Consider the following 19,677-nt stretch of genomic DNA (forward strand, 5'->3'; position numbering starts at 1 on the left):
CATCCTGACCCGGTTGCGACACCGGCGGACGAACGGCGCCGCGACGCCGACCGCCGAATCGCCCCGCGGGCCCCGCACCCGGTTCGGTGCGTGGCTGGGCCGTCCGATGACGTCGTTTCACCTCATCATTGCCGTGGCCGCGCTGCTCACCACGCTGGGTTTGATCATGGTGCTCTCCGCGTCGGGGGTGTACTCCTACGACTCGGACGGCTCGCCGTGGGCGGTGTTCGCCCGTCAGGTGCTGTGGACCGTCGTCGGCCTGGTTGCGTTCTACATCGCGCTGCGCATGCCGGTGCAGATGATGCGCCGGCTGGCGTTCCCCGGTTTCGCCCTGACCATCGTGCTGCTGATCCTGGTGTTGATCCCGGGAATCGGCAAGGAAGCCAACGGGTCTCGCGGATGGTTCGTCGTCGGCGGGCTGTCGATGCAGCCGTCGGAGCTCGCCAAGATCGCATTCGCCATCTGGGGCGCGCACCTGCTGGCGGCCCGTCGCATGGAGCGCGCGTCGCTGCGGGAGATGCTGATCCCACTGGTGCCCGCCGCAGTCATCGCGCTGGCGTTGATCGTCGCCCAGCCCGACCTCGGGCAGACGGTGTCGCTGGGCATCATCCTGCTGGGCCTGCTGTGGTACGCCGGCCTGCCGCTGCGGGTGTTCCTGTCGTCGTTGTTCGCGGTGGTGGTGTCGGCGGCCGTGCTGGCCATGGCCGAGGGCTACCGCTCGGCGCGGGTGCAGTCCTGGCTCAACCCCGGTGCTGACCTGCAGGGCTCCGGCTATCAGGCCAAACAGGCCCGGTTCGCGCTGGCCAACGGGGGATTCTTCGGCGACGGGCTGGGGCAGGGCACCGCCAAATGGAACTACCTGCCCAACGCGCACAACGACTTCATCTTCGCGATCATCGGTGAGGAACTGGGCTTCGTCGGCGCCGCGGGGCTGCTGTGCCTGTTCGGGCTGTTCGCCTATACCGGCATGCGGATCGCCCGCCGCTCGGTCGATCCCTTCCTGCGGCTGCTGACCGCCACCGCGACGCTGTGGGTGATGGGCCAGGTGTTCATCAACGTCGGCTACGTGGTCGGGCTGCTTCCCGTCACCGGCCTGCAGCTGCCGCTGATCTCGGCCGGCGGTACCTCAACGGCGACAACGCTTTTGATGATGGGCGTGATTACCAACGCGGCGCGACACGAACCTGAGGCGGTGGCAGCGCTGCGCGCGGGGCGCGACGACCGGGTGAACCGGCTGCTGCGCCTGCCCCTACCGGAGCCGTACACCCCCACCCGGCTGGAGGCCGTCCGCGATCGGCTGCGGTCCCGCCCGGCCAAGCCGGCCGGGAAGCCCGCCCGCAAACCCGCCCGGGACACTCGGCGCAAACCCCATACGGCCGATCGGCCCGTGCGGCGCACCAGGCATCATGGAGGCGCCCAGCGCCAACAGGCGCGGCGGGCTCGCACACTGGAAGGTCAGCGTCACGGGTGAACAGCGACCGGGGGATTTCAGTCGTCCTCGCAGGGGGAGGCACCGCCGGGCACGTCGAACCGGCGATGGCGGTGGCCGACGCGCTGAGGTCACTCGACCCGTCGGTGCGCATCACCGCGCTGGGCACACACCGGGGACTGGAAACCCGGCTGGTGCCCGAACGCGGCTATGACCTCGAGTTGATCACGCCCGTTCCGCTGCCGCGTAAGCTCTCGGCCGATCTGGCCAGACTCCCGCTGCGGGTACGCCAGGCCGTCCGGCAGACGCGCGCGGTGTTCGACAAGGTGCACGCCGACGTCGTCGTCGGATTCGGCGGCTACGTCGCACTGCCGGCGTATCTGGCCGCCCGCGGCGGTCTTTCCCGGCGCCGCGTTCCCGTCGTGGTGCACGAGGCCAACGCCAGCGCGGGCTGGGCGAACCGGGTCGGTGCACGCTCGGCGCGCCGAGTGCTCTCGGCGGTGCCCGATCCCGGATTGGGGTCGGTCGAGGTCGTCGGCGTCCCGGTCCGCGAGGCGATCACCTCACTGGACCGAATGGCCCTGCGGGCCGAGGCGCGGGCGCACTTCGGCTTCGCCGACGACGCCCGGGTGCTGCTGGTGTTCGGCGGCTCGCAGGGCGCGCAGTCGATCAATCGCGCGGTCGCTCCTGCCGCCAAAGACCTTGCCGCCGCGGGTATTTCAGTGCTACACGCCCATGGGCCGAAGAACACACTGGACCTGCGCGAGCCGGCCGACGGCGATCCGCCGTATGTGGCCGTGCCGTATCTGAACCGGATGGACCTCGCCTACGCCGCCGCCGACCTGGCCATCTGCCGGTCCGGTGCGATGACGGTGGCCGAGGTGACGGCCGTCGGGCTGCCCGCGGTGTACGTGCCGCTGCCGATCGGCAACGGCGAGCAGCGGCTCAACGCGTTGCCGGTGGTCGACGCCGGGGGCGGGATGCTCGTCGACGACGCCGACCTCACACCCGACTTCGTGGCGGACACGGTGACCGGACTGCTCAACGACCCCGCCCGGCTGGCGGCGATGACGGCGGCCGCGGCGTTGGCCGGACACCCTGACGCGGCGCAACGCGTCGCCGAGGTGACGTTGGACGTCGCACGGAACGGCCGAAAGCGATGAACGCCAAGCAACTGCCGGAAGAACTCCAGCGGGTGCACATGGTCGGCATCGGGGGAGCAGGCATGTCCGGGATCGCCCGCATCCTGCTGGACCGCGGCGGCTTGGTCTCCGGGTCAGACGCCAAAGAGTCCCGCGGCGTGGTGGCGCTGCGGGCCCGCGGCGCGGTGGTCCGCATCGGGCACGACGAATCGTCGCTGGACATGTTGCCCGGCGGGCCGACCGCGGTGGTCACCACACACGCGGCGATCCCCAAGACCAATCCCGAACTGGTAGAGGCTCGCCGGCGCGGGATCCCGGTGATTCTGCGACCGGTGGTGCTGGCCAAACTGATGGCCGGACACACCACGCTGATGGTCACCGGCACGCACGGCAAGACGACAACCACGTCGATGCTCATAGTTGCCTTGCAGCACAGCGGCTTTGACCCGTCGTTCGCCGTCGGAGGCGACCTCGGCGAGGCCGGCACCAACGCCCACCACGGCAGCGGCGACTGTTTTGTCGCCGAGGCCGACGAAAGTGACGGCTCGCTGCTCGAATACACCCCGAACGTCGCGGTGGTGACCAACATCGAGGCCGACCACCTGGATTTCTTCGGCAGCGCCGAGGCCTACGGCGCGGTGTTCGACCAGTTCGTGGAACGGCTGGCGCCCGGTGGCGCGCTGGTGGTCTGTGTCGACGATCCCGGCGCCGCGGCGCTGGCCGAACGCACTGCCGAACTGGGCATCACCGTGTTGCGCTACGGCAGCAACGGCGGCGATCTCGCCGGGCGGCTGGTCAGCTGGGAACAGCAGGGCACCGGCGCGGTGGCGCACATCCAGCTGGCCGGTGAAGCCCATCCGCGGGTGCTGCGGCTCGCGGTGCCCGGAAGGCACATGGCGCTCAACGCACTGGGTGCGCTGTTGGCGGCCGTGCACATCGGTGCGCCCGCCGAGACGGTGCTCGACGGCCTGGCCGGTTTCGAAGGGGTGCGCCGTCGCTTCGAACTGGTCGGCACCGCCAACGGGGTCCGCGTATTCGACGATTACGCGCACCATCCCACCGAGGTCCGCGCCACGCTGGCGGCGCTGCGCGCGGTGACCGATCAGCGCAGCTCCTACTCTTCACCTCAGGCCATCGTGGTGTTCCAGCCACACTTGTATTCGCGGACAAAGACTTTCGCGCGTGAATTCGGCGAAGCGTTGAGCGCGGCCGACCGGGTTTTCGTGCTGGACGTCTACGGCGCACGCGAGCAGCCGATGGCCGGGGTGAGCGGGGCGATGATCGCCGAACACATCCGCGTGCCGGTGACCTACGTGCCGGACTTCTCCGCCGTCGCCGACGCGGTGGCCGCCGTCGCCAACTCCGGCGATGTCGTCGTCACGATGGGCGCCGGTGACGTGACCATGCTCGGTACGGAGATCCTGGCGTCGCTGCAGGTGAAGGCCAACCGCAGCGCGCCGGGCCGGGGAACGGCGTTGTGATGACCGACCCGGACCCGCCCCCCGTTCCGGACGCGGCCCCGGACACCCGGGAGCCGGTCGCCGATGAACCGACCCTGCCGCTCGCCGCGTCCGACGACTACGAAGGCCCGCGCCGGCGGGCCCGTCGTGAACGCGAAGAGCGCCGCGCGGCCAAGGACCGCGCCAGAGCCATCGAGCAGGCCCGCCGCGAAGCCAAGCGCCGCGCCCTGGGCGGATCGGCCGATGCCCCGAAAACCCTTGGCCGAGGCGCGGTTCGGGGCCTCAAGGTGCTGTTGTGGTCGGCGCTGCTGTCGGTGGTGGCGGTGTTGTTGGGTCTGCTGCTGTACTTCACGCCGATCATGTCCGCGCGCCACCTGGTCATCACCGGCCTCGGCGCGGTCACCGAGCAGGAGGTGACGACGGCCGCCGCGGTGGTGCCGGGCACCCCGCTGTTGCAGATCGACACCGACGCCGTCGCCGAACGCGTCGCGTCGATACGGCGCGTCGCCAGCGCCCGCGTGCAGCGCGAGTACCCGTCGTCGCTGCGAATCACCGTGGTGGAGCGAGTGCCGGTGGTGGTCAAGGACTATCCCGACGGCCCGCACCTGTTCGACCGTGACGGCGTGGATTTCGCGACCGCGCCGCCCCCGCCCGGCCTGCCGTACCTGGACGCCGACACCCCCGGGCCCAGTGATGCCGCCACCAAGGCGGCGCTGCAGGTGATGACGGCGCTGCCGCCGGAGGTCGTCGGCCAAGTCAGTCGCATCGCGGCGCCGTCCGTCGCGTCCATCACGCTGACCTTGACCGATGGCCGCGTCGTGGTGTGGGGGACCACCGACCGCACCGAGGAGAAGGCGCTCAAGTTGGCGGCGCTGCTGACCCAGCCGGGCAAGACCTACGACGTCTCCAGCCCGGATTTGCCGACGGTCAAGTGAGCGCCGGGCTCAAAATCTGCCCAAAATCTTGACGTGCGCGTCGGCGCGCCTGCATGGATACGCCGCGGGATCGCCCTACCGTTCTGGTTGCGCGGAACAACTTGACATAACTCTAAGCCTCTGGTTGAGGTTGAGGGTTTGCCAGACAGGTTTCGGCGGCACGAACGGCAACCAGGGAGGAAGAGGATGACCCCCCCGCACAACTACCTGGCCGTCATCAAGGTGGTCGGCATCGGCGGCGGCGGCGTCAATGCCGTCAACCGGATGATCGAACAGGGCCTCAAAGGCGTGGAGTTCATCGCCATCAACACCGACGCGCAGGCGTTGTTGATGAGTGATGCCGACGTCAAGCTCGACGTCGGCCGGGACTCCACCCGTGGCCTGGGCGCCGGGGCCGATCCCGAAGTCGGGCGGCGCGCCGCCGAGGACGCCAAGGACGACATCGAAGAGCTGCTGCGCGGCGCCGACATGGTGTTCGTCACCGCGGGTGAGGGCGGCGGCACCGGAACCGGCGGCGCGCCTGTCGTCGCCACCATCGCGCGCAAGCTCGGTGCTCTGACGGTCGGTGTGGTGACCCGGCCGTTCTCGTTCGAGGGCAAGCGCCGCAGCAACCAGGCCGAGGCCGGGATCGCCGCGCTGCGGGAAAGCTGCGACACGTTGATCGTCATCCCCAACGACCGGCTGCTGCAGATGGGTGACGCCGCCGTGTCGTTGATGGACGCTTTCCGCAGCGCCGACGAGGTGCTGCTCAACGGTGTGCAGGGCATCACCGACCTAATCACCACGCCCGGCCTGATCAACGTCGACTTCGCCGACGTCAAGGGCATCATGAGCGGGGCGGGCACGGCGCTGATGGGTATCGGCTCGGCCCGCGGGGACGGCCGCGCGCTCAAAGCCGCTGAGATCGCCATCAACTCGCCGCTGCTGGAGGCGTCGATGGAAGGTGCGCAGGGCGTGCTGATGTCCATCGCCGGCGGCAGCGACCTGGGGCTGTTCGAGATCAACGAGGCCGCCTCGCTGGTGCAGGAGGCCGCGCACGCCGAGGCCAACATCATCTTCGGCACCGTCATCGACGACTCGCTGGGCGACGAGGTGCGCGTCACCGTGATCGCCGCCGGGTTCGATGCCACCGGCCCGAGCCGCAAACCGGTGGTCGGAGCCAGCGCCGGCGCCCAGTCGATCGCACCGGGCAAGGCCGGCTCGCTGTCGTCCTCGCTGTTCGAACCCGCCGATGCGGCCAGCGTGCCGGTGCACACCAACGGGGCGACCGTCAGCATCGGCGGCGAGGACGACGACGACGTCGACGTGCCGCCCTTCATGCGCCACTGAACGCCGGCCGCCGACAGCGGATACTGGCGACCGTGAGTGTTCGGATACGGCGCGTGACCACCACTCGCGCCGGCGGGGTCTCGGCGCCACCGTTCGACACCTTCAATCTGGGTGACCATGTCGGCGACGATCCCGCCGCGGTGGCCGCCAACCGCAGACGGCTTGCGACCACCATCGGCCTCGGCGAGGACCGGGTGGTCTGGATGAACCAAGTGCACTCCGATCACGTCGTCGTGGTCGATGAGCCGGTCCGCGACCGCACCCCGGTCGACAAAACCGATGCATTGGTAACCACCACACCGCGTTTGGCTTTGGCAGTCGTGACCGCAGATTGCGTACCGGTATTAATGGCCGACGCGCGTGCCGGTGTGGTCGCCGCAGTTCACGCCGGACGGGTGGGTGCCGCCAAGGGCGTCGTCGCGCGTGCGGTCGAGGCCATGGAGTCCGTCGGCGCACACGCCGCCGACATCTCGGCGCTGCTCGGGCCCGCGGTCAGCGGCCGCAACTACGAAGTGCCCGAGGCGATGGCCGCCGAGGTGGAGCAGAGCCTGCCCGGCAGCCGCACCACGACCGCCACGGGCACGCCGGGACTGGACCTGCGAGCCGGAATCGCCCGGCAACTAACAGCTTTGGGCGTCACGGCCATCGACGTCGACCCGCGCTGCACGGTCGAGGACCCCAACCTGTTCAGCCACCGGCGCGATGCCCCGACCGGACGCCTGGCGTCGCTGGTGTGGATGGAATGACGACCTTGACGACAACCCGGGAAGCCGAACTCGCCACGGCGCTGGCCGCCGTGCGGTCGCGGTTGGCGCGCGCCGCCGAGGCCGCCGGAAGAAATGTCGACGATATTGAATTACTCCCTATTACGAAATTCTTTCCGGCCTCCGACGTGATTATTCTGCGTAATTTAGGGTGCGCCGCATTTGGCGAGTCCCGCGAACAAGAAGCGGCGAATAAATCCGCCGAAGTTCACGCCGCAATTCCGTCGAAGCCGATTCGCTGGCACATGGTCGGCCGCATCCAGCGCAACAAAGCGCGCTCGATCGCCGGCTGGGCGTATGCCGTGCACTCGGTCGACAGCGCGCGGGTGATCGACGCGCTGGACCGGGCCGCTGTCGGCGCGCTGGCGGACGGACGACGCGCCGCGCCGCTGCGCGCCTACCTCCAGATCAGCCTCGACGGCGACCCCCGCCGCGGCGGCGTCGATATCGGCCGCCCCGAGCTGGTCGACGAGTTGTGCGGTGCGATCGCGGCGGCCGAGGGGCTGGAGTTCGTCGGGTTGATGGGCATCCCGCCGCTGGGTGCGGACGCCGAGGAGAGCTTCGGCAGGCTGGCCGCCGAGCTGCACCGGGTCCAGCGGGACCACCCCCAACCGCTCGGACTGTCCGCGGGCATGTCCAGCGACCTTGAGATCGCCGTAAAACATGGTTCGACGTGTGTGCGTGTCGGTACCGCGCTAATGGGACAACGGCCGCTAACGTCACCATGAGTAGTCACTCCAGTCACATCTTCATCACAGACACCACGAACTTCCAGGGCACCAGAAGGGTCGAGCGATGAGCACACTGCACAAGGTCAAGGCCTACTTCGGTATGGCACCGATGGAGGACTACGAGGACGAGTACTACGAGGACGACGACCGCGCGCGCGGCGGCTACGCGCGCCGGCCCCGTGAGGACCGCTTCGACGACGGCTACGGTCGCGACTACGAGGGCCCTGACTATGACGACGCGCCGCCCGGCTACCGCGGCGGTTATGACGAACCGCGCTTCGAGCCCCGCCTGCGGGGACCGCGCGACTTCGACCGGCCCGCACCACGATTCGGCGGCCTGCGCGGATCGACCCGCGGCGCCCTGGCCATGGACCCGCGCCGGATGGCTGAGCTGTTCGACGCGGGCAGCCCGCTGGCGAAGATCACCACGCTGCGGCCCAAGGACTACACCGAGGCGCGCACCATCGGCGAACGCTTCCGCGACGGCACGCCGGTGATCATCGACCTGGTCTCATTGGACAACGCCGAAGCCAAGCGGCTCGTCGACTTCGCCGCCGGACTCGCGTTCGGCCTGCGTGGCTCCTTCGACAAGGTCGCGACCAAGGTGTTCCTGCTCTCGCCCGCCGATGTCGACGTCACCGCCGAAGAGCGCCGCCGCATCGCCGAGGCCGGCTTCTACGCCTATCAGTAGGCCCTATCTATAGGGGCCGTCGCTAGACGCGCTGCTCCCAGCGGCGCCAGGTAGGCTGGCGACGTCGCGCAGGCACTGGGCTGAAGCGACCTGTATCGAAAGTCACATCTGCCCGTAGTGAGGTCGGCTTCCTTGGCGCTGTTCTTCGAGATCCTTGGTTTCGCGCTGTTCGTCTTTTGGCTGCTGCTGATCGCGCGGGTCGTGGTGGAATTCATCCGGTCGTTCTCTCGCGACTGGCATCCCAAGGGTGTGACGGTGGTGATCCTGGAGGTCATCATGACGGTGACCGACCCGCCCGTGAAGCTACTGCGACGACTTATTCCGCAGCTCACCATAGGTGCCGTCCGCTTCGACCTGTCGATCATGGTGCTGCTGCTGGTGGCGTTCATCGGTATGCAGCTCGCGTTCGGCGCCGCGGCCTGAGAACCGGTTCACCCCTTGATGTCCGGACGGTCCAGCGTTGCGGAGGCGCTTTGCCGGAGGCGCTGAATTTGCGTAAGAAGATTGAAATTCGTTCTTAATTTCAGCCTCCCCTGCAACCGCCGGGTCTGGTGTGACAGGATGGACGCCAGTTACGTTCCGTGTGATACCAAGGCTCTACACTTTGAGATCGGTTGACCGTCCAGACTTCAAGGGGGCAGACAATGCCGCTCACTCCAGCCGACGTCCACAATGTCGCGTTCAGCAAGCCACCCATCGGCAAGCGGGGCTACAACGAGGACGAGGTCGATGCCTTCCTCGATCTGGTTGAGAACGAGCTGACTCGTCTCATCGAAGAGAACGCCGATCTGCGGCAGCGGGTCGCCGAGCTGGACCAGGAGCTGGCGAGCGCCCGTGCTGGTGGAGCGCAGCAGACGGCGGCCATCCCGCTCTACGAGCCCGAACCCACCCCGCCGCCGCAGCCGGTCTACGAGGCGCCGCAGGCCGCCGAGATGAGCGAGGACCAGGCGATCAAGGCCGCCAAGGTGCTCAGCCTGGCCCAGGACACCGCGGACCGGTTGACCACCACCGCCAAGGCGGAGTCGGAGAAGCTGCTCGCCGATGCCCGCGCACAGGCCGACGCCATGGTCAGCGAGGCGCGGATGACGGCCGAGAAGACGGTCGCCGAGGCCCGCCAGCGCGCCGACGCCATGCTCGCCGACGCCCAGACCCGGTCGGAGGCGCAGCTGCGCCAGGCCCAGGAGAAGGCCGACGCGCTGCAGGCCGACGCCGAGCGCAAACACTCCGAGATCATGGGCACGATCAATCAGCAGCGCACGGTGCTGGAAGGCCGGCTCGAGCAGCTGCGCACCTTCGAGCGCGAGTACCGCACCCGCCTGAAGACCTATCTGGAATCCCAGCTGGAAGAACTTGGCCAGCGTGGCTCGGCAGCACCGGTCGATTCCGGCGCCAACAGCGACAACGCCAGCTTCAACCAATTCAACCGCGGCAACAACTGACCTGACACGCGACCACGACCTAGGGTTGATCAATGCTGATCGTTGCGCTTGTGCTCGCCGTCATCGGCCTTGCCGCGTTGGTAACCGCGGTCGTTACCAGCAATGAACTGATCGCCTGGGTCTGCATCACCGCCAGCGTGATCGGCGTGCTGCTGCTCATTGTCGATGCGGTGCGGGAACGGTCACGGCGCGACTCCGGAGAGGTGGCAGCCGAATCCGACGAGACACAGCCCGAACTCGAGGATTATCCGGAGGACGACGTCGCCGACGCGGACACCGCGGTCGAGGCGCACGACGAAATCGCCGGCGAAGAGCACAACAGCCGCTAGTTGCCGTCCCCGACGGTGGGCCTGGCAAGGAGTTCGCGCACCTCATCGTCGGTGACCTGGTGGAAATCGACGAAAACCTGTCCGACGGCTTCGAATCCGGGCGGCATGGTCGCGCACACCACGTCATCGGCCTCCTCGGCGAGCTGACGGCACGCCGACGGCGGCCCAACCGGTACCGCCACCACCACCTGCGCGGGCCCGGCCGCCCGCACCGCCCGCACCGCCGCCAGCATGCTTGCGCCAGTGGCGATCCCGTCGTCGACCAGAATCACCGTCTTACCCGAGAGATCGGGCGGTGGACGGTCGCCGCGGTAGGCGGCTTCGCGCCGGTGCAGTTCCTCGGTCTCCCGCTCGATCGCGGCCCGCAGCTCCTGCTCACTGATGCCCAGGTTGCGGATCAGGCTGTCGTTGGTCACCACGCCGCCGCCGCTGGCCAACGCGCCCATCGCGAGCTCCTGCCACTGCGGAACGCCGAGCTTGCGGACCAAAAACACATCGAGCGGCGCGTTCAGCGAGGACGCGACTTCCCAACCCACGGGCACGCCGCCGCGGGCGAGCCCCAAGACGATGAGGTCGTCGCGGCCGCGATAAGGCGCCAAATCTTCCGCCAGGACGCGGCCGGCCTCGCGGCGGTCCCGGAATGTGCGTCTCGCATTTCGTCGGGCGAGTCCGCTCCAACCGCTCATCGCATTCGTGAATCTCGAGTACTTCTCAGCCTAGAACTCATCGCATTTGTGGGGTACCCAGAATCATGGGCATCGAGCACCAAAGCGTCGTCGACCATCCGCTGGCCGAGGTATTCGACTGGCACACCCGGCCGGGCGCGATGACGCGGCTCATTCCGCCGTGGCAACCGATGAAGGTGATCTCCGAGACGGCGTCTCTGGCCGACGGCCGTGCGGTGCTGGGCCTGCCCGGTGGGTTGCGCTGGGTCGCGCAGCACGACCCGGCGGGATTCAACCCGCCGCACCGCTTTGTCGACGTGCTCTCACATGATGGGCTCGCATCGTGGCCCCCTCGCATCATCGGCCGGTGGCGACACACCCACGAGTTCAGTTCGACGGCCGACGGCGGCACACTCGTTCGGGACCGCGTCGAGGCGCCGGTGCCTGCAGCAGCGTTGCGTTCTACCTTCGTCTACCGGCACCGCCAGCTCGCCGACGATCTCGCCGCGCACCGTGACGCCGGGGACGCGCGTTTCGTCGTCGCGCTGACCGGGGCGTCGGGCCTCGTCGGCACCGCTTTGGCAGCGTTCTTGAGCACGGGCGGGCACCGGGTGATCCGGCTGGTGCGGTGTCCGGCGGGCATCGACGGTGAGCGCGAGTGGGATACGGAGAACCCGGCGCCGGATCTGCTGGCCGGGGTGGACGCCGTCGTGCACCTGGCGGGTGCGTCGATTGCGGGGCGGTTCACGGCCGCACACAAGGCGGCCATCCGTGACAGCCGGATCGGTCCGACACGCCGGTTGGCCGAAGTGGCCGCCGGCAGCGATGTCCGGGTCTTCGTCAGCGCCTCAGCCATCGGATATTACGGATTCGACTGCGGGGACGCGGTTTTGGACGAGGAGAGTTCGCGGGGCGACGGGTTTTTGGCCGACGTCGTCGCGGAGTGGGAAGCCGCGACGTCGCCTGCAGCCCAGGCCGGGTTACGTGTCGTCGCTGTGCGCACGGGCATCGTGCAGGCGGCGGCCGGCGGCACGCTGCGGCTGTTGCGGCCGCTGTTCGCGGCCGGATTGGGCGGGCGGCTCGGCGACGGGCGGCAGTGGTTGTCGTGGATCGGGCTGGACGATCTGCTCGACGTGTATTACCGGGCGATCTACGACGGCCGGCTTTTTGGACCCGTCAATGCGGTGACGCCGAATCCGGTCCGCAACAGCGACTACACCAAGGCGCTTGCGGGCGTGCTGCACCGACCGGCGATGCTGCCCGTGCCGTCGGTGGGGCCGCGGCTGCTGCTCGGTGGCGAGGGAGCACGCGAGCTGGCCTCGGCCTCGCAGCGGGTGATGCCCGCCAAACTGGAGGCGCTGGGGCACCGCTTTCGGCAACCGGATATCACCGCCGCGTTGGCGCATCAGCTCGGACGCGGTTGACGGACTTACCATGGGCAGCAGCATGAACGATGTGGCTGTCGTCGCCTTTGCGACAGTTGTGGCCGTCACGGTTGCCGTGCATTTCGCGTTCATCGGCTACCTCGTGATCGGCGGTTTTCTCGCGTGGCGCTGGCCGCGCAGCATCGGGCTGCATGTGCTGGTGGTGGTGTGGGGGATCAGCAGCATCGCCTGCGGCTTGCCGTGCCCGCTGACCGATCTCGAGCGGTGGGGCCGGGCCGGGGCGGGCATGAATCAGCTGCCGCCGGACGGTTTCATTGCGCACTACCTCACCGGGGTGCTCTATCCGGTGGATTACGCAGTTGCCGTGCACGCCTTGGCATTCGCGGCGGTGGCTGCGTCGTGGCTCAAGCTCGGGCAGACGGCCGCGAGGAGGTGGCGTGATGGATCTGTCCGACTGGTTCCTGACGGCAGCCGAACGGGGTAACCCCGCTTCCGATCTGCCCGGCTGGTGTGTGGGCAATCGTGTCGCGCCGCTGGTGCACGGTGCGACGTATTTCGACCATCTCGTCACCGAGGTCGAAGCGCTCAAACGTGGGGATTACGTGTTTTTCACCGACTGGCGGGGTGATCCGGACGAGAAGCTGCGCGACGACGGCCCGACGATTGCCGAGTTGTTCTGCAACGCCGCCAGGCGGGGCGTCGTCGTCAAGGGTTTGGTGTGGCGCTCGCATCTGGACAAGTTCGCCTACAGCGAGGAGGAGAACCAGCATCTCGGGGAGGCGATCGAAGCCGCCGGCGGTGAGGTGCTGCTGGATCAACGTGTGCGCATGGGTGGTTCGCATCATCAGAAGCTGGTGGTGATCCGCCATCCCGATGCCCCCGATCGTGACGTCGCATTCGCCGGCGGCATCGACCTGTGCCATTCGCGGCGCGACGATTCATCGCATCGCGGTGACCCGCAAGCGGTGCGGATGTCCAAGCGCTACGGGGAGCATCCGCCTTGGCACGACGTGCAATTGCGGTTGCAGGGGCCAGTCGTCGGCGCGCTGGACACTACGTTCAGAGAGCGGTGGAACGATCCGGCGCCGCTGGACACGCTATCGCCGATCGCCTGGATTCAGGACAAGTTGCGCGGCGCGGATCTGTCGCCGGGGCGGTTGCCGCCGCAGTCGGCGGATCCGCCGCCGTGCGGGAAGCATGCGGTGCAGGTGTTACGGACCTATCCGGACGCGCATTTCGAATACGACTTCGCACCGCATGGTGAGCGAAGCGTCGCGCGCGGGTACACCAAGGCGGTAGGCCGGGCTCGTCGGCTGATCTACCTGGAGGACCAATACCTGTGGTCCAAGCGGGTCGCTGGGCTGTTCGCAAAAGCCTTGCGCGACAATCCGGATCTGCATTTGATCGCGGTGGTGCCGCGCTATCCGGACGTCGACGGCCGATTGGCGTTGAGCCCCAACATGGTTGGCCGTCAGCAGGCGTTGGACGCATGCCGCAAGGCCGGTCAGGAGCGAGTGCACGTGTTCGATATGGAAAACCATGACGGCACACCGGTTTACGTGCACGCCAAGGTATGTGTGATCGACGACGTCTGGGCGTGTGTGGGCAGCGACAACTTCAATCGGCGGTCCTGGACCCACGACAGCGAACTGGCTTGTGCCGTATTGGATGAGGCCGGGTTGTTCGCGCGCGACTTGCGGCTGCGGTTACTGCGTGAACATCTGGATCGCGCCGCCGACGGCAGTGAGGACGACGGGCTGGTCGAACCGGAGACGGTGGTGGACGTGGTGGCGGCGTCTGCGCGGGCGTTGGACGCGTGGCATGCCGGCGGGCGGCGTGGCCCGCGGCCGCCGGGGCGGCTGCGTCCGCATCGGCCGGAACGGATGGGTCCGCTGACCCGGCTGTGGGCGGTGCCGCTGTACCGAATGATCTATGACCCGGATGGCAGGTCGTATCGAGCGCGGATCAAGAACGAGCTGTGACGTCGAACTCGATGGGCAGTGTGGTCGGCCCGGAGATCCCGGTCATGGGTTTCCACGGTGCGGCGCCGATGCAGTGTGTGTTGGGCATCCGCCGGGTGATGACTGAAAGAGCCTCAGCCAGTTCAATTCTCGCGAGGTGGGCACCGAGACAGTAGTGCACCCCGCCGCCGAAGGTGAGCATAGCCGGGGGTTCCTCGCGCGTGATGTCGAGCCGCTCAGGATCGTCGTACACCGCGGGGTCGCGGTTGGCGGCAGCCGTGTTGGTGATGATGAAGGTGCCGGCGGGAATGGTGACGTCGGCGAGTTCGACGTCTTCGAGTGCGATGCGCATGGCGCCGAAGATGATCGGGGAGTGGCGCATGAGCTCCTCGACGGCGTTGCGGGCGAGTTCGGGATGCTCGGCAAGCAGCGCCCACTGGTCAGGGTGCTGACTCAGGGTTTGCACCGCGGCGGCCAGTTGGTTGCGGGTGGTGTCGGTCCCGGCGATCAGGAGGCCGCCGGCGAGCATCAGCAGTTCGTCTCGCGTGAGCCGGTCACCGTCGACTTCGGCGCGGATCAGCTCCGAGATCAGGTCGTCAGTGAGGGTTTCGCGTCGACGGGCGGCCAACTCGTCGATGTACGCGTCGAGTAGGTTCCACGCCTGCAAGATGACGGGGGCATCCTCGATGACGTTCCAGCTGAACACCTTGAAGATGTCGTCGGTCCAATCGGAGAACTGCTGCCAATCCTCGTGCGGCGCGCCGAGCAGAGCGCAGATGATGGGGATCGGATACCGCCGGGCGATGTCGGTGACCATGTCGCAGTGGCCAGCGTCAGCGTATTGGTCGACCAGGTCGGTGATGACGTCGACGCATATCGGGCCGAGCCGTCCGGCGGCGCGCGGGGTGAATGCCTTGGCAACGAGTTTGCGCAGCCGGAGGTGTTCGGCGCCGTCGACGCTCAGGATGAGCTTGACGACGCGGTCCCAGACGGGGCCGGACGTGATGCCTTGCGCCCCAAGGCCGAGTCCTTCGGGCACCGCGAAGCGGTCGTCGCGCAGGACAGTTCGAACCAGTTCGTAGGTCAGTATCTCGGGCCCGTGGGGGCCAAGAGCGATCGGTGATTGCGCGCGGGCCTGCTTCAGCATGCGGTGGGCGATGTCGGGGTCGTCGAGGTTTTCGTAGGCGACGACCGGGAGGTCGGCATCGAGCACGCTTGGGCGGCGGTGGCCGACGATCTCGATGGTCATGGCAGTCTCCCTTCGTCGAGATCGTCGCGCCGTTGTTGCCGTTTGGCATGCGTAGTGCACTACTTGACTTGCGTGGCTGCGCGGGGTCGGGACCGCATATACGCGAAAGTGCTGATGTTTTGCGATGTCGGGCGCTGGATGCTGGCTACCATGAGCCAGACGGACTGGAGTGACCTTGGTGTGATTGGACTCCTGCCGACGGGAACCGTGACGTTGCTGCTTGCCGACGTCGAGGGTTCCACGCGGCTATGGGAAACCCAGCCGGAGGAGATGACGGCCGCGGTGGCGGTGCTCGATCGCACGCTGGCCGAGGTGACCGCCGCGCATAACGGGGTACGGCCGGTCGAACAGGGCGAGGGCGACAGCTTTGTCGTGGCGTTCGCGCGGGCGTCGGATGCGGTGGCATGCGCGATGGCGCTGCAGCGGGCGCCGTTGGCGCCGATTCGATTGCGCATCGGTGTGCACACCGGTGAGGTGCAATTGCGCGACGAGGCCAATTACATCGGGCCGACAATCAACCGGACAGCGCGACTGCGCGATCTCGCGCATGGCGGGCAGACGGTGCTTTCGGGTGTGACCGAAGCGTTGGTTGTCGACGCACTCCCGGATGATGCATGGCTTGTTGACCTCGGTTCGCACCCGCTGCGCGACCTGCCGCGCCCGGAACGCGTTGTCCAGCTGTGTCATCCGGACTTGCGGAATGACTTTCCGCCGCTGCGAGTTGCTAAAAGCACTGCAGCACACAATCTTCCGGTGCAGTTCACCAGTTTCGTCGGCCGCGCCCAGCAGATGGAGGAGGTGCGCAGCCTGTTGGCCGACCACCGCCTGGTGACGCTGACCGGCGCCGGCGGCGCAGGAAAGACGCGGTTGGCCATACAGATTGCCAGTCGGATTGCCTGCGAGTTCCGCGACGGCGTGTGCTACGTCGACTTGGCGCCGATCACCAACCCAGAGGTGGCGTCGGTCGCGCTGGCCCGGGCATTGGGCGTGCCTGAACAGCCGAGCCGCTCGACGATGGACATGATTGTCCGCTTTATCGGCGAACGTCAGATGCTCGTCGTTCTCGACAACTGCGAACACCTATTGGACGTGACGGCCACCATGGCAGGCGAACTCATGACGGCATGCCCCTCCCTCACATTGCTCACGACAAGCCGGGAGCCGATAGGCATTTCAGGCGAGGTCGCCCTGCGGGTGCCGTCGCTGTCGATTGCGGACGAGGCGCTCGAGTTGTTCGCCGACCGCGCTCGGCTCGTGCGCGCGGGATTCAAACTCACCGAAGACAATATTGGTCTGGTAACCGAAATCTGCTGTCGGCTCGACGGAATGCCGCTTGCGATCGAGCTTGCCGCCGCGCGGGTGCGGGCGCTCTCCTTACAAGAGGTCGTCGACAGCCTGCACGATCGATTCCGTCTGCTGACTGGGGGATCGCGGACAACGGTGCGCCGCCAGCAGACGCTGCGAGCGTCGGTCGACTGGTCGCATGCGCTGCTGACCGAACCGGAACGTCAGCTGTTTCGGCGGCTTGCCGCATTCGTCGGCGGGTTTGATCTCGCAGCGGCGCAAGCGATTACCGGCGACGGCGATGTGGAGCGTTATCAGGTGCTTGACCTGCTTACCCTGCTGGTCGACAAGTCCCTTGTGGTCGCCGAAGACAACGGCGGACGCACGCGATACCGGCTCTTGGAGACCGTGCGGCAGTATGCCCAGGAGAAGCTCGCAGAGTCCGGCGAAGCGGATGCAGTACGCACGCGGCACCGTGACCACTACCTCGCGCTGGCCATCGCGGTCGATTCCCCAGCCGACTCCGACCACGAAGCACGTCTCGAGCAAGCCGATACTGAGATCGACAATCTGCGAGCCGCCTTCGCATGGAGTCGCGAGCGCGGTGACACCGAACGTGCCTTACAACTTGCCTGCTCGCTGTTTCCGTTGTGGCTTGCTCGTGGCCGCAACAGGGAGGGATTCGCCTGGCTTGACGCGGCCCTGGATGACCGACAGTCGCGGGAGAAGGCAGTCGCGCCCGGCATCTATGCCCGTGCGGTCGCGGACAGAGTGACGCTCGATGCCTGGTCTGGCCTTTCGCCGAGCCTCGATCAGGCTGAACAAGCCCTCGCGATTGCACGGGAGGTCGGCGACGCGGCCCTCATGACCCGGGTACTCATGGCGCGCGGCCTGGCCGTCGGCTACGACGACGACCTCGCGGAACCGTACTTCGATGAGGCGGTCGCGTTGGCCCGCGAACTTGGCGACAGTTGGTGGCTCACGCATACTGTCGGCTGGCGTGCGTACGTCGCGGTCGCAGCGGGTGACCCGATTGCGGCGCACAGTTTCGCCGAAGAAGGCCGGCGCGTTGCCGAATCGATTGGTAACCACTTCGCTTCGCGCATGTGTCGAACCTGGCTGGGTTACGCGGACATGTGCAACGGCGATTTCGCGGAAGCCGCCGCCCTGTTCGAAGAAGTACTTGTGGAGGCCGAAGCAACCCGCGATCTGTCCTGGCGGTTCACGAGCATGCACGGTCAGACATACCTTTTCGCCAATCAAGGCGACCTGCCGCGTGCGCGTGCGGTGGCTGAAGCAGCACTCGATATCGCCAACGAACTCGCCGGCTTTTACCCCGGGATCGCCTATGGCGGACTCGGACTCGCGTACCTTGCAGAGGGCGATTTTGACGCGTGCGCGCAGGCGTCAGAAGCTGCATCAGAGCATCTCGGTGTGCAGCCTCATGCAGCGGGAGTGATGCTGTACCCACGTGCGGAGGCAGCGTTGGCCCGCGGTGACTTCGTGGCAGCGCGGCGGATTGCGGACGAGGCGGTGTCGACAACAAAGGGTTGGCATCTTGCGTCTGCGCTCAGGACACGTGCCAGGATCGCCGTGGCAGAAGGCGAATTCGAAGACGCTGACCGGGACGCCCATGCGGCGCTCGCCTGTGCCGCAGAGCTACGCGCATACCTCGGGGTCGCCGACACGCTGGAGTGCATCGCGCGTGTGGCGGGGGAGGCGGGAACTCATCAAGAGGCGGCACGCCTACTCGGCGCGGCCGAAGCGATGCGTCAGCGTTCCCGACTTGTGCGGTTCAAGGCTTACGAAGCGGATTTCCAGTCCACGCTGACATTTCTTCGAAGTGCAATGGCGCAAGACGATTTCGACGCCGCGTGGGCAGAAGGCGCCGCGCTGTCCACCGAAGATGCAATCGCATACGCCCAACGCGGTCGTGGCGAACGCAAACGCCCGTCGAGTGGGTGGGGATCGTTGACCCCGACCGAGCTCGATGTCGTCCGGTTGGTGAGTGAGGGGCTGCCCAACAAGGACATCGCGACAAGGCTTTTCGTGTCGCCACGGACGGTGCAGACGCATCTCACTCACGTGTATTCGAAGCTCGGGTTGACCTCGCGCGTGCAGCTGGCCCAGGAAGCGGCTCGGCGGCTGGCTTAGACCCGGATGATGGTAAGGCCTGCCGCGCCTCCGAGTGCGTCAAAGTCGTTGTCCTGAGTGATGACTGGCAGTTCCCGTGATGCGGCGATGGCCGCGATCCAGAGATCGTTGATTCGCACCCGTCGGCCGGTTTCGGCGAGATGGATGCGTAGCCGTGCCCACATCCGTGCCGCCTCCTCATCCACCGGTAGGGCTTCCATGTCTGCGACGGATTCGAGTGTTGCCAGACGTTGCGCGCGAATGTCGCTCGTGGTCGCGGCGAGCACGCCGACGTTGAGTTCGGCCAGTGTGATCACGGTGGTGGCGACCTCATCGGGGATCAGTGAATCGTCGAGTTGCCGGCCCGTTTCACTCGCGACAAACACGGACGTATCAAGGACGCCCGCCTGAAGGGGAGCGCTCACGGGATCGGGCCGAGATCGTCGGTGGTTTCGCCAGCCAGGGCGGCAAGGTCGTCGCGTAAACCTGGATCGGCTTGGAAACGGTGGCGACGCGCTAGGAATTCCGTCTTTGTCAACCAGCGGCGGCGCTGCGGCCTCACTGCTGTGAGTCTTGCGACTGGGCGTCCCTTAACCGTGATGGTGACGTCTTCTCCCGCCTGCACACGGCGAAGCACCCCAGCTGTGTCATTGCGCAGATCACGTGACGCCACATCGGACATGCTACGAGTGTAGGCCATTCGTAGCCATCAGTTACTTATGAGGTATCCGCGTCAGGAGGGCTTGCCGGC

At 67.3% G+C, this 19,677-nt stretch carries 19 protein-coding genes; 15 read left to right on the top strand and 4 right to left on the bottom strand.

Annotation, left to right across the window (positions count from 1 at the left end):
- The first annotated feature begins 1 nt into the window (after position 1).
- The 11 genes from ftsW to CWS39_RS09680 all read left to right on the top strand — a co-directional run bounded on the left by ftsW (position 2) and on the right by CWS39_RS09680 (position 10,249).
- Positions 2-1,471 (top strand): putative lipid II flippase FtsW, encoded by a 1,470-nt coding sequence (gene ftsW, locus CWS39_RS09630; protein WP_431306106.1) that lies wholly within the window; start codon positions 2-4, stop codon positions 1,469-1,471.
- Between the two features lie 65 nt (positions 1,472-1,536).
- Positions 1,537-2,592, top strand: a complete 1,056-nt coding sequence (gene murG / locus CWS39_RS09635; RefSeq protein WP_431306107.1) for an undecaprenyldiphospho-muramoylpentapeptide beta-N-acetylglucosaminyltransferase — start codon at positions 1,537-1,539, stop codon at positions 2,590-2,592.
- On the top strand, positions 2,589-4,052 hold the full coding sequence (murC, locus tag CWS39_RS09640; protein ID WP_102142693.1) for a UDP-N-acetylmuramate--L-alanine ligase: 1,464 nt from the start codon (positions 2,589-2,591) through the stop codon (positions 4,050-4,052). Before murG ends, murC begins: the two co-directional genes overlap by 4 nt.
- The gene (locus CWS39_RS09645) at positions 4,052-4,966 is read left to right on the top strand and encodes a cell division protein FtsQ/DivIB (RefSeq protein WP_102142694.1); all 915 of its coding nucleotides are present in this window, start codon (positions 4,052-4,054) and stop codon (positions 4,964-4,966) included. The genes murC and CWS39_RS09645 overlap by 1 nt, the downstream gene beginning before the upstream one ends.
- Positions 4,967-5,152: 186 nt before the next feature.
- A complete protein-coding gene (ftsZ, locus tag CWS39_RS09650) occupies positions 5,153-6,295 on the top strand; it encodes a cell division protein FtsZ (RefSeq protein ID WP_102142695.1) in 1,143 nt (380 codons plus the stop codon).
- A 32-nt stretch (positions 6,296-6,327) separates the two neighbouring features.
- Positions 6,328-7,041: a peptidoglycan editing factor PgeF gene (gene pgeF, locus CWS39_RS09655; protein WP_199178024.1), complete on the top strand. Its 714-nt coding sequence runs from the start codon at positions 6,328-6,330 to the stop codon at positions 7,039-7,041.
- Positions 7,038-7,787 (top strand): YggS family pyridoxal phosphate-dependent enzyme, encoded by a 750-nt coding sequence (locus CWS39_RS09660; RefSeq protein WP_102142697.1) that lies wholly within the window; start codon positions 7,038-7,040, stop codon positions 7,785-7,787. Before pgeF ends, CWS39_RS09660 begins: the two co-directional genes overlap by 4 nt.
- Positions 7,788-7,854: 67 nt before the next feature.
- Positions 7,855-8,481 carry a cell division protein SepF gene (locus tag CWS39_RS09665; RefSeq protein WP_102142698.1) on the top strand — a complete coding sequence of 209 codons (627 nt, stop codon included), beginning with the start codon at positions 7,855-7,857 and terminating at the stop codon, positions 8,479-8,481.
- Between the two features lie 132 nt (positions 8,482-8,613).
- A complete protein-coding gene (locus tag CWS39_RS09670; protein WP_102142699.1) occupies positions 8,614-8,904 on the top strand; it encodes a YggT family protein in 291 nt (96 codons plus the stop codon).
- Positions 8,905-9,125: 221 nt separating this feature from the next.
- Positions 9,126-9,920, top strand: a complete 795-nt coding sequence (gene wag31 / locus CWS39_RS09675; RefSeq protein ID WP_102142700.1) for a DivIVA-like cell division protein Wag31 — start codon at positions 9,126-9,128, stop codon at positions 9,918-9,920.
- A gap of 32 nt (positions 9,921-9,952) precedes the next feature.
- Complete coding sequence (locus CWS39_RS09680) at positions 9,953-10,249, top strand: hypothetical protein (RefSeq protein ID WP_102142701.1); 297 nt, start codon at positions 9,953-9,955, stop codon at positions 10,247-10,249.
- Here CWS39_RS09680 and CWS39_RS09685 read toward each other — a convergent pair.
- Positions 10,246-10,935, bottom strand: coding sequence for a phosphoribosyltransferase (locus CWS39_RS09685; RefSeq protein ID WP_102142702.1), 690 nt, complete (start codon positions 10,933-10,935; stop codon positions 10,246-10,248). The two genes, CWS39_RS09680 and CWS39_RS09685, sit on opposite strands and share 4 nt — an antisense overlap.
- 65 nt (positions 10,936-11,000) lie before the next feature.
- Here CWS39_RS09685 and CWS39_RS09690 point away from each other — a divergent pair, with 65 nt between their 5' ends.
- The 3 genes from CWS39_RS09690 to CWS39_RS09700 are packed head-to-tail and all read left to right on the top strand — an operon-like array spanning position 11,001 to position 14,281.
- Positions 11,001-12,338 carry a TIGR01777 family oxidoreductase gene (locus tag CWS39_RS09690; protein WP_102142703.1) on the top strand — a complete coding sequence of 446 codons (1,338 nt, stop codon included), beginning with the start codon at positions 11,001-11,003 and terminating at the stop codon, positions 12,336-12,338.
- A gap of 22 nt (positions 12,339-12,360) precedes the next feature.
- A complete protein-coding gene (locus CWS39_RS09695; RefSeq protein WP_102142743.1) occupies positions 12,361-12,783 on the top strand; it encodes a DUF2784 domain-containing protein in 423 nt (140 codons plus the stop codon).
- Positions 12,740-14,281 (top strand): phospholipase D family protein, encoded by a 1,542-nt coding sequence (locus CWS39_RS09700; protein WP_102142704.1) that lies wholly within the window; start codon positions 12,740-12,742, stop codon positions 14,279-14,281. The genes CWS39_RS09695 and CWS39_RS09700 overlap by 44 nt, the downstream gene beginning before the upstream one ends.
- Here the strand turns inward: CWS39_RS09700 and CWS39_RS09705 are convergent.
- Positions 14,265-15,509, bottom strand: a complete 1,245-nt coding sequence (locus CWS39_RS09705; RefSeq protein ID WP_102142705.1) for a cytochrome P450 — start codon at positions 15,507-15,509, stop codon at positions 14,265-14,267. The two genes, CWS39_RS09700 and CWS39_RS09705, sit on opposite strands and share 17 nt — an antisense overlap.
- A 138-nt stretch (positions 15,510-15,647) precedes the next feature.
- Here CWS39_RS09705 and CWS39_RS09710 point away from each other — a divergent pair, with 138 nt between their 5' ends.
- Positions 15,648-18,947, top strand: coding sequence for a helix-turn-helix transcriptional regulator (locus CWS39_RS09710; RefSeq protein WP_431306108.1), 3,300 nt, complete (start codon positions 15,648-15,650; stop codon positions 18,945-18,947).
- Here CWS39_RS09710 and CWS39_RS09715 read toward each other — a convergent pair.
- Together CWS39_RS09715 and CWS39_RS09720 are read right to left on the bottom strand one after the other, a co-directional pair.
- The gene (locus CWS39_RS09715) at positions 18,944-19,351 is read right to left on the bottom strand and encodes a type II toxin-antitoxin system VapC family toxin (RefSeq protein WP_102142706.1); all 408 of its coding nucleotides are present in this window, start codon (positions 19,349-19,351) and stop codon (positions 18,944-18,946) included. The genes CWS39_RS09710 and CWS39_RS09715 overlap by 4 nt on opposite strands.
- Positions 19,348-19,608 carry a type II toxin-antitoxin system Phd/YefM family antitoxin gene (locus CWS39_RS09720; RefSeq protein ID WP_102142745.1) on the bottom strand — a complete coding sequence of 87 codons (261 nt, stop codon included), beginning with the start codon at positions 19,606-19,608 and terminating at the stop codon, positions 19,348-19,350. Before CWS39_RS09720 ends, CWS39_RS09715 begins: the two co-directional genes overlap by 4 nt.
- Positions 19,609-19,677: the final 69 nt, after the last annotated feature.

The organism is Mycobacterium hubeiense (genome assembly GCF_002838065.1).
Classification (GTDB): Bacteria; Actinomycetota; Actinomycetes; order Mycobacteriales; family Mycobacteriaceae; genus Mycobacterium; species Mycobacterium hubeiense.

What these genes read in the sequence shown, in the direction of transcription:
- murG (WP_431306107.1), top strand. Translation starts at nt 1,537, where the DNA reads ATGGCGGTGGCCGACGCGCTGAGGTCACTCGACCCGTCGGTGCGCATC.
- murC (WP_102142693.1), top strand. Translation starts at nt 2,589, where the DNA reads ATGAACGCCAAGCAACTGCCGGAAGAACTCCAGCGGGTGCACATGGTC.
- CWS39_RS09645 (WP_102142694.1), top strand. Translation starts at nt 4,052, where the DNA reads ATGACCGACCCGGACCCGCCCCCCGTTCCGGACGCGGCCCCGGACACC.
- ftsZ (WP_102142695.1), top strand. Translation starts at nt 5,153, where the DNA reads ATGACCCCCCCGCACAACTACCTGGCCGTCATCAAGGTGGTCGGCATC.
- CWS39_RS09660 (WP_102142697.1), top strand. Translation starts at nt 7,038, where the DNA reads ATGACGACCTTGACGACAACCCGGGAAGCCGAACTCGCCACGGCGCTG.
- CWS39_RS09665 (WP_102142698.1), top strand. Translation starts at nt 7,855, where the DNA reads ATGAGCACACTGCACAAGGTCAAGGCCTACTTCGGTATGGCACCGATG.
- wag31 (WP_102142700.1), top strand. Translation starts at nt 9,126, where the DNA reads ATGCCGCTCACTCCAGCCGACGTCCACAATGTCGCGTTCAGCAAGCCA.
- CWS39_RS09680 (WP_102142701.1), top strand. Translation starts at nt 9,953, where the DNA reads ATGCTGATCGTTGCGCTTGTGCTCGCCGTCATCGGCCTTGCCGCGTTG.
- CWS39_RS09685 (WP_102142702.1), bottom strand. Translation starts at nt 10,935, where the DNA reads ATGAGCGGTTGGAGCGGACTCGCCCGACGAAATGCGAGACGCACATTC.
- CWS39_RS09690 (WP_102142703.1), top strand. Translation starts at nt 11,001, where the DNA reads ATGGGCATCGAGCACCAAAGCGTCGTCGACCATCCGCTGGCCGAGGTA.
- CWS39_RS09695 (WP_102142743.1), top strand. Translation starts at nt 12,361, where the DNA reads ATGAACGATGTGGCTGTCGTCGCCTTTGCGACAGTTGTGGCCGTCACG.
- CWS39_RS09700 (WP_102142704.1), top strand. Translation starts at nt 12,740, where the DNA reads ATGGATCTGTCCGACTGGTTCCTGACGGCAGCCGAACGGGGTAACCCC.
- CWS39_RS09705 (WP_102142705.1), bottom strand. Translation starts at nt 15,509, where the DNA reads ATGACCATCGAGATCGTCGGCCACCGCCGCCCAAGCGTGCTCGATGCC.
- CWS39_RS09710 (WP_431306108.1), top strand. Translation starts at nt 15,648, where the DNA reads ATGCTGGCTACCATGAGCCAGACGGACTGGAGTGACCTTGGTGTGATT.
- CWS39_RS09720 (WP_102142745.1), bottom strand. Translation starts at nt 19,608, where the DNA reads ATGTCCGATGTGGCGTCACGTGATCTGCGCAATGACACAGCTGGGGTG.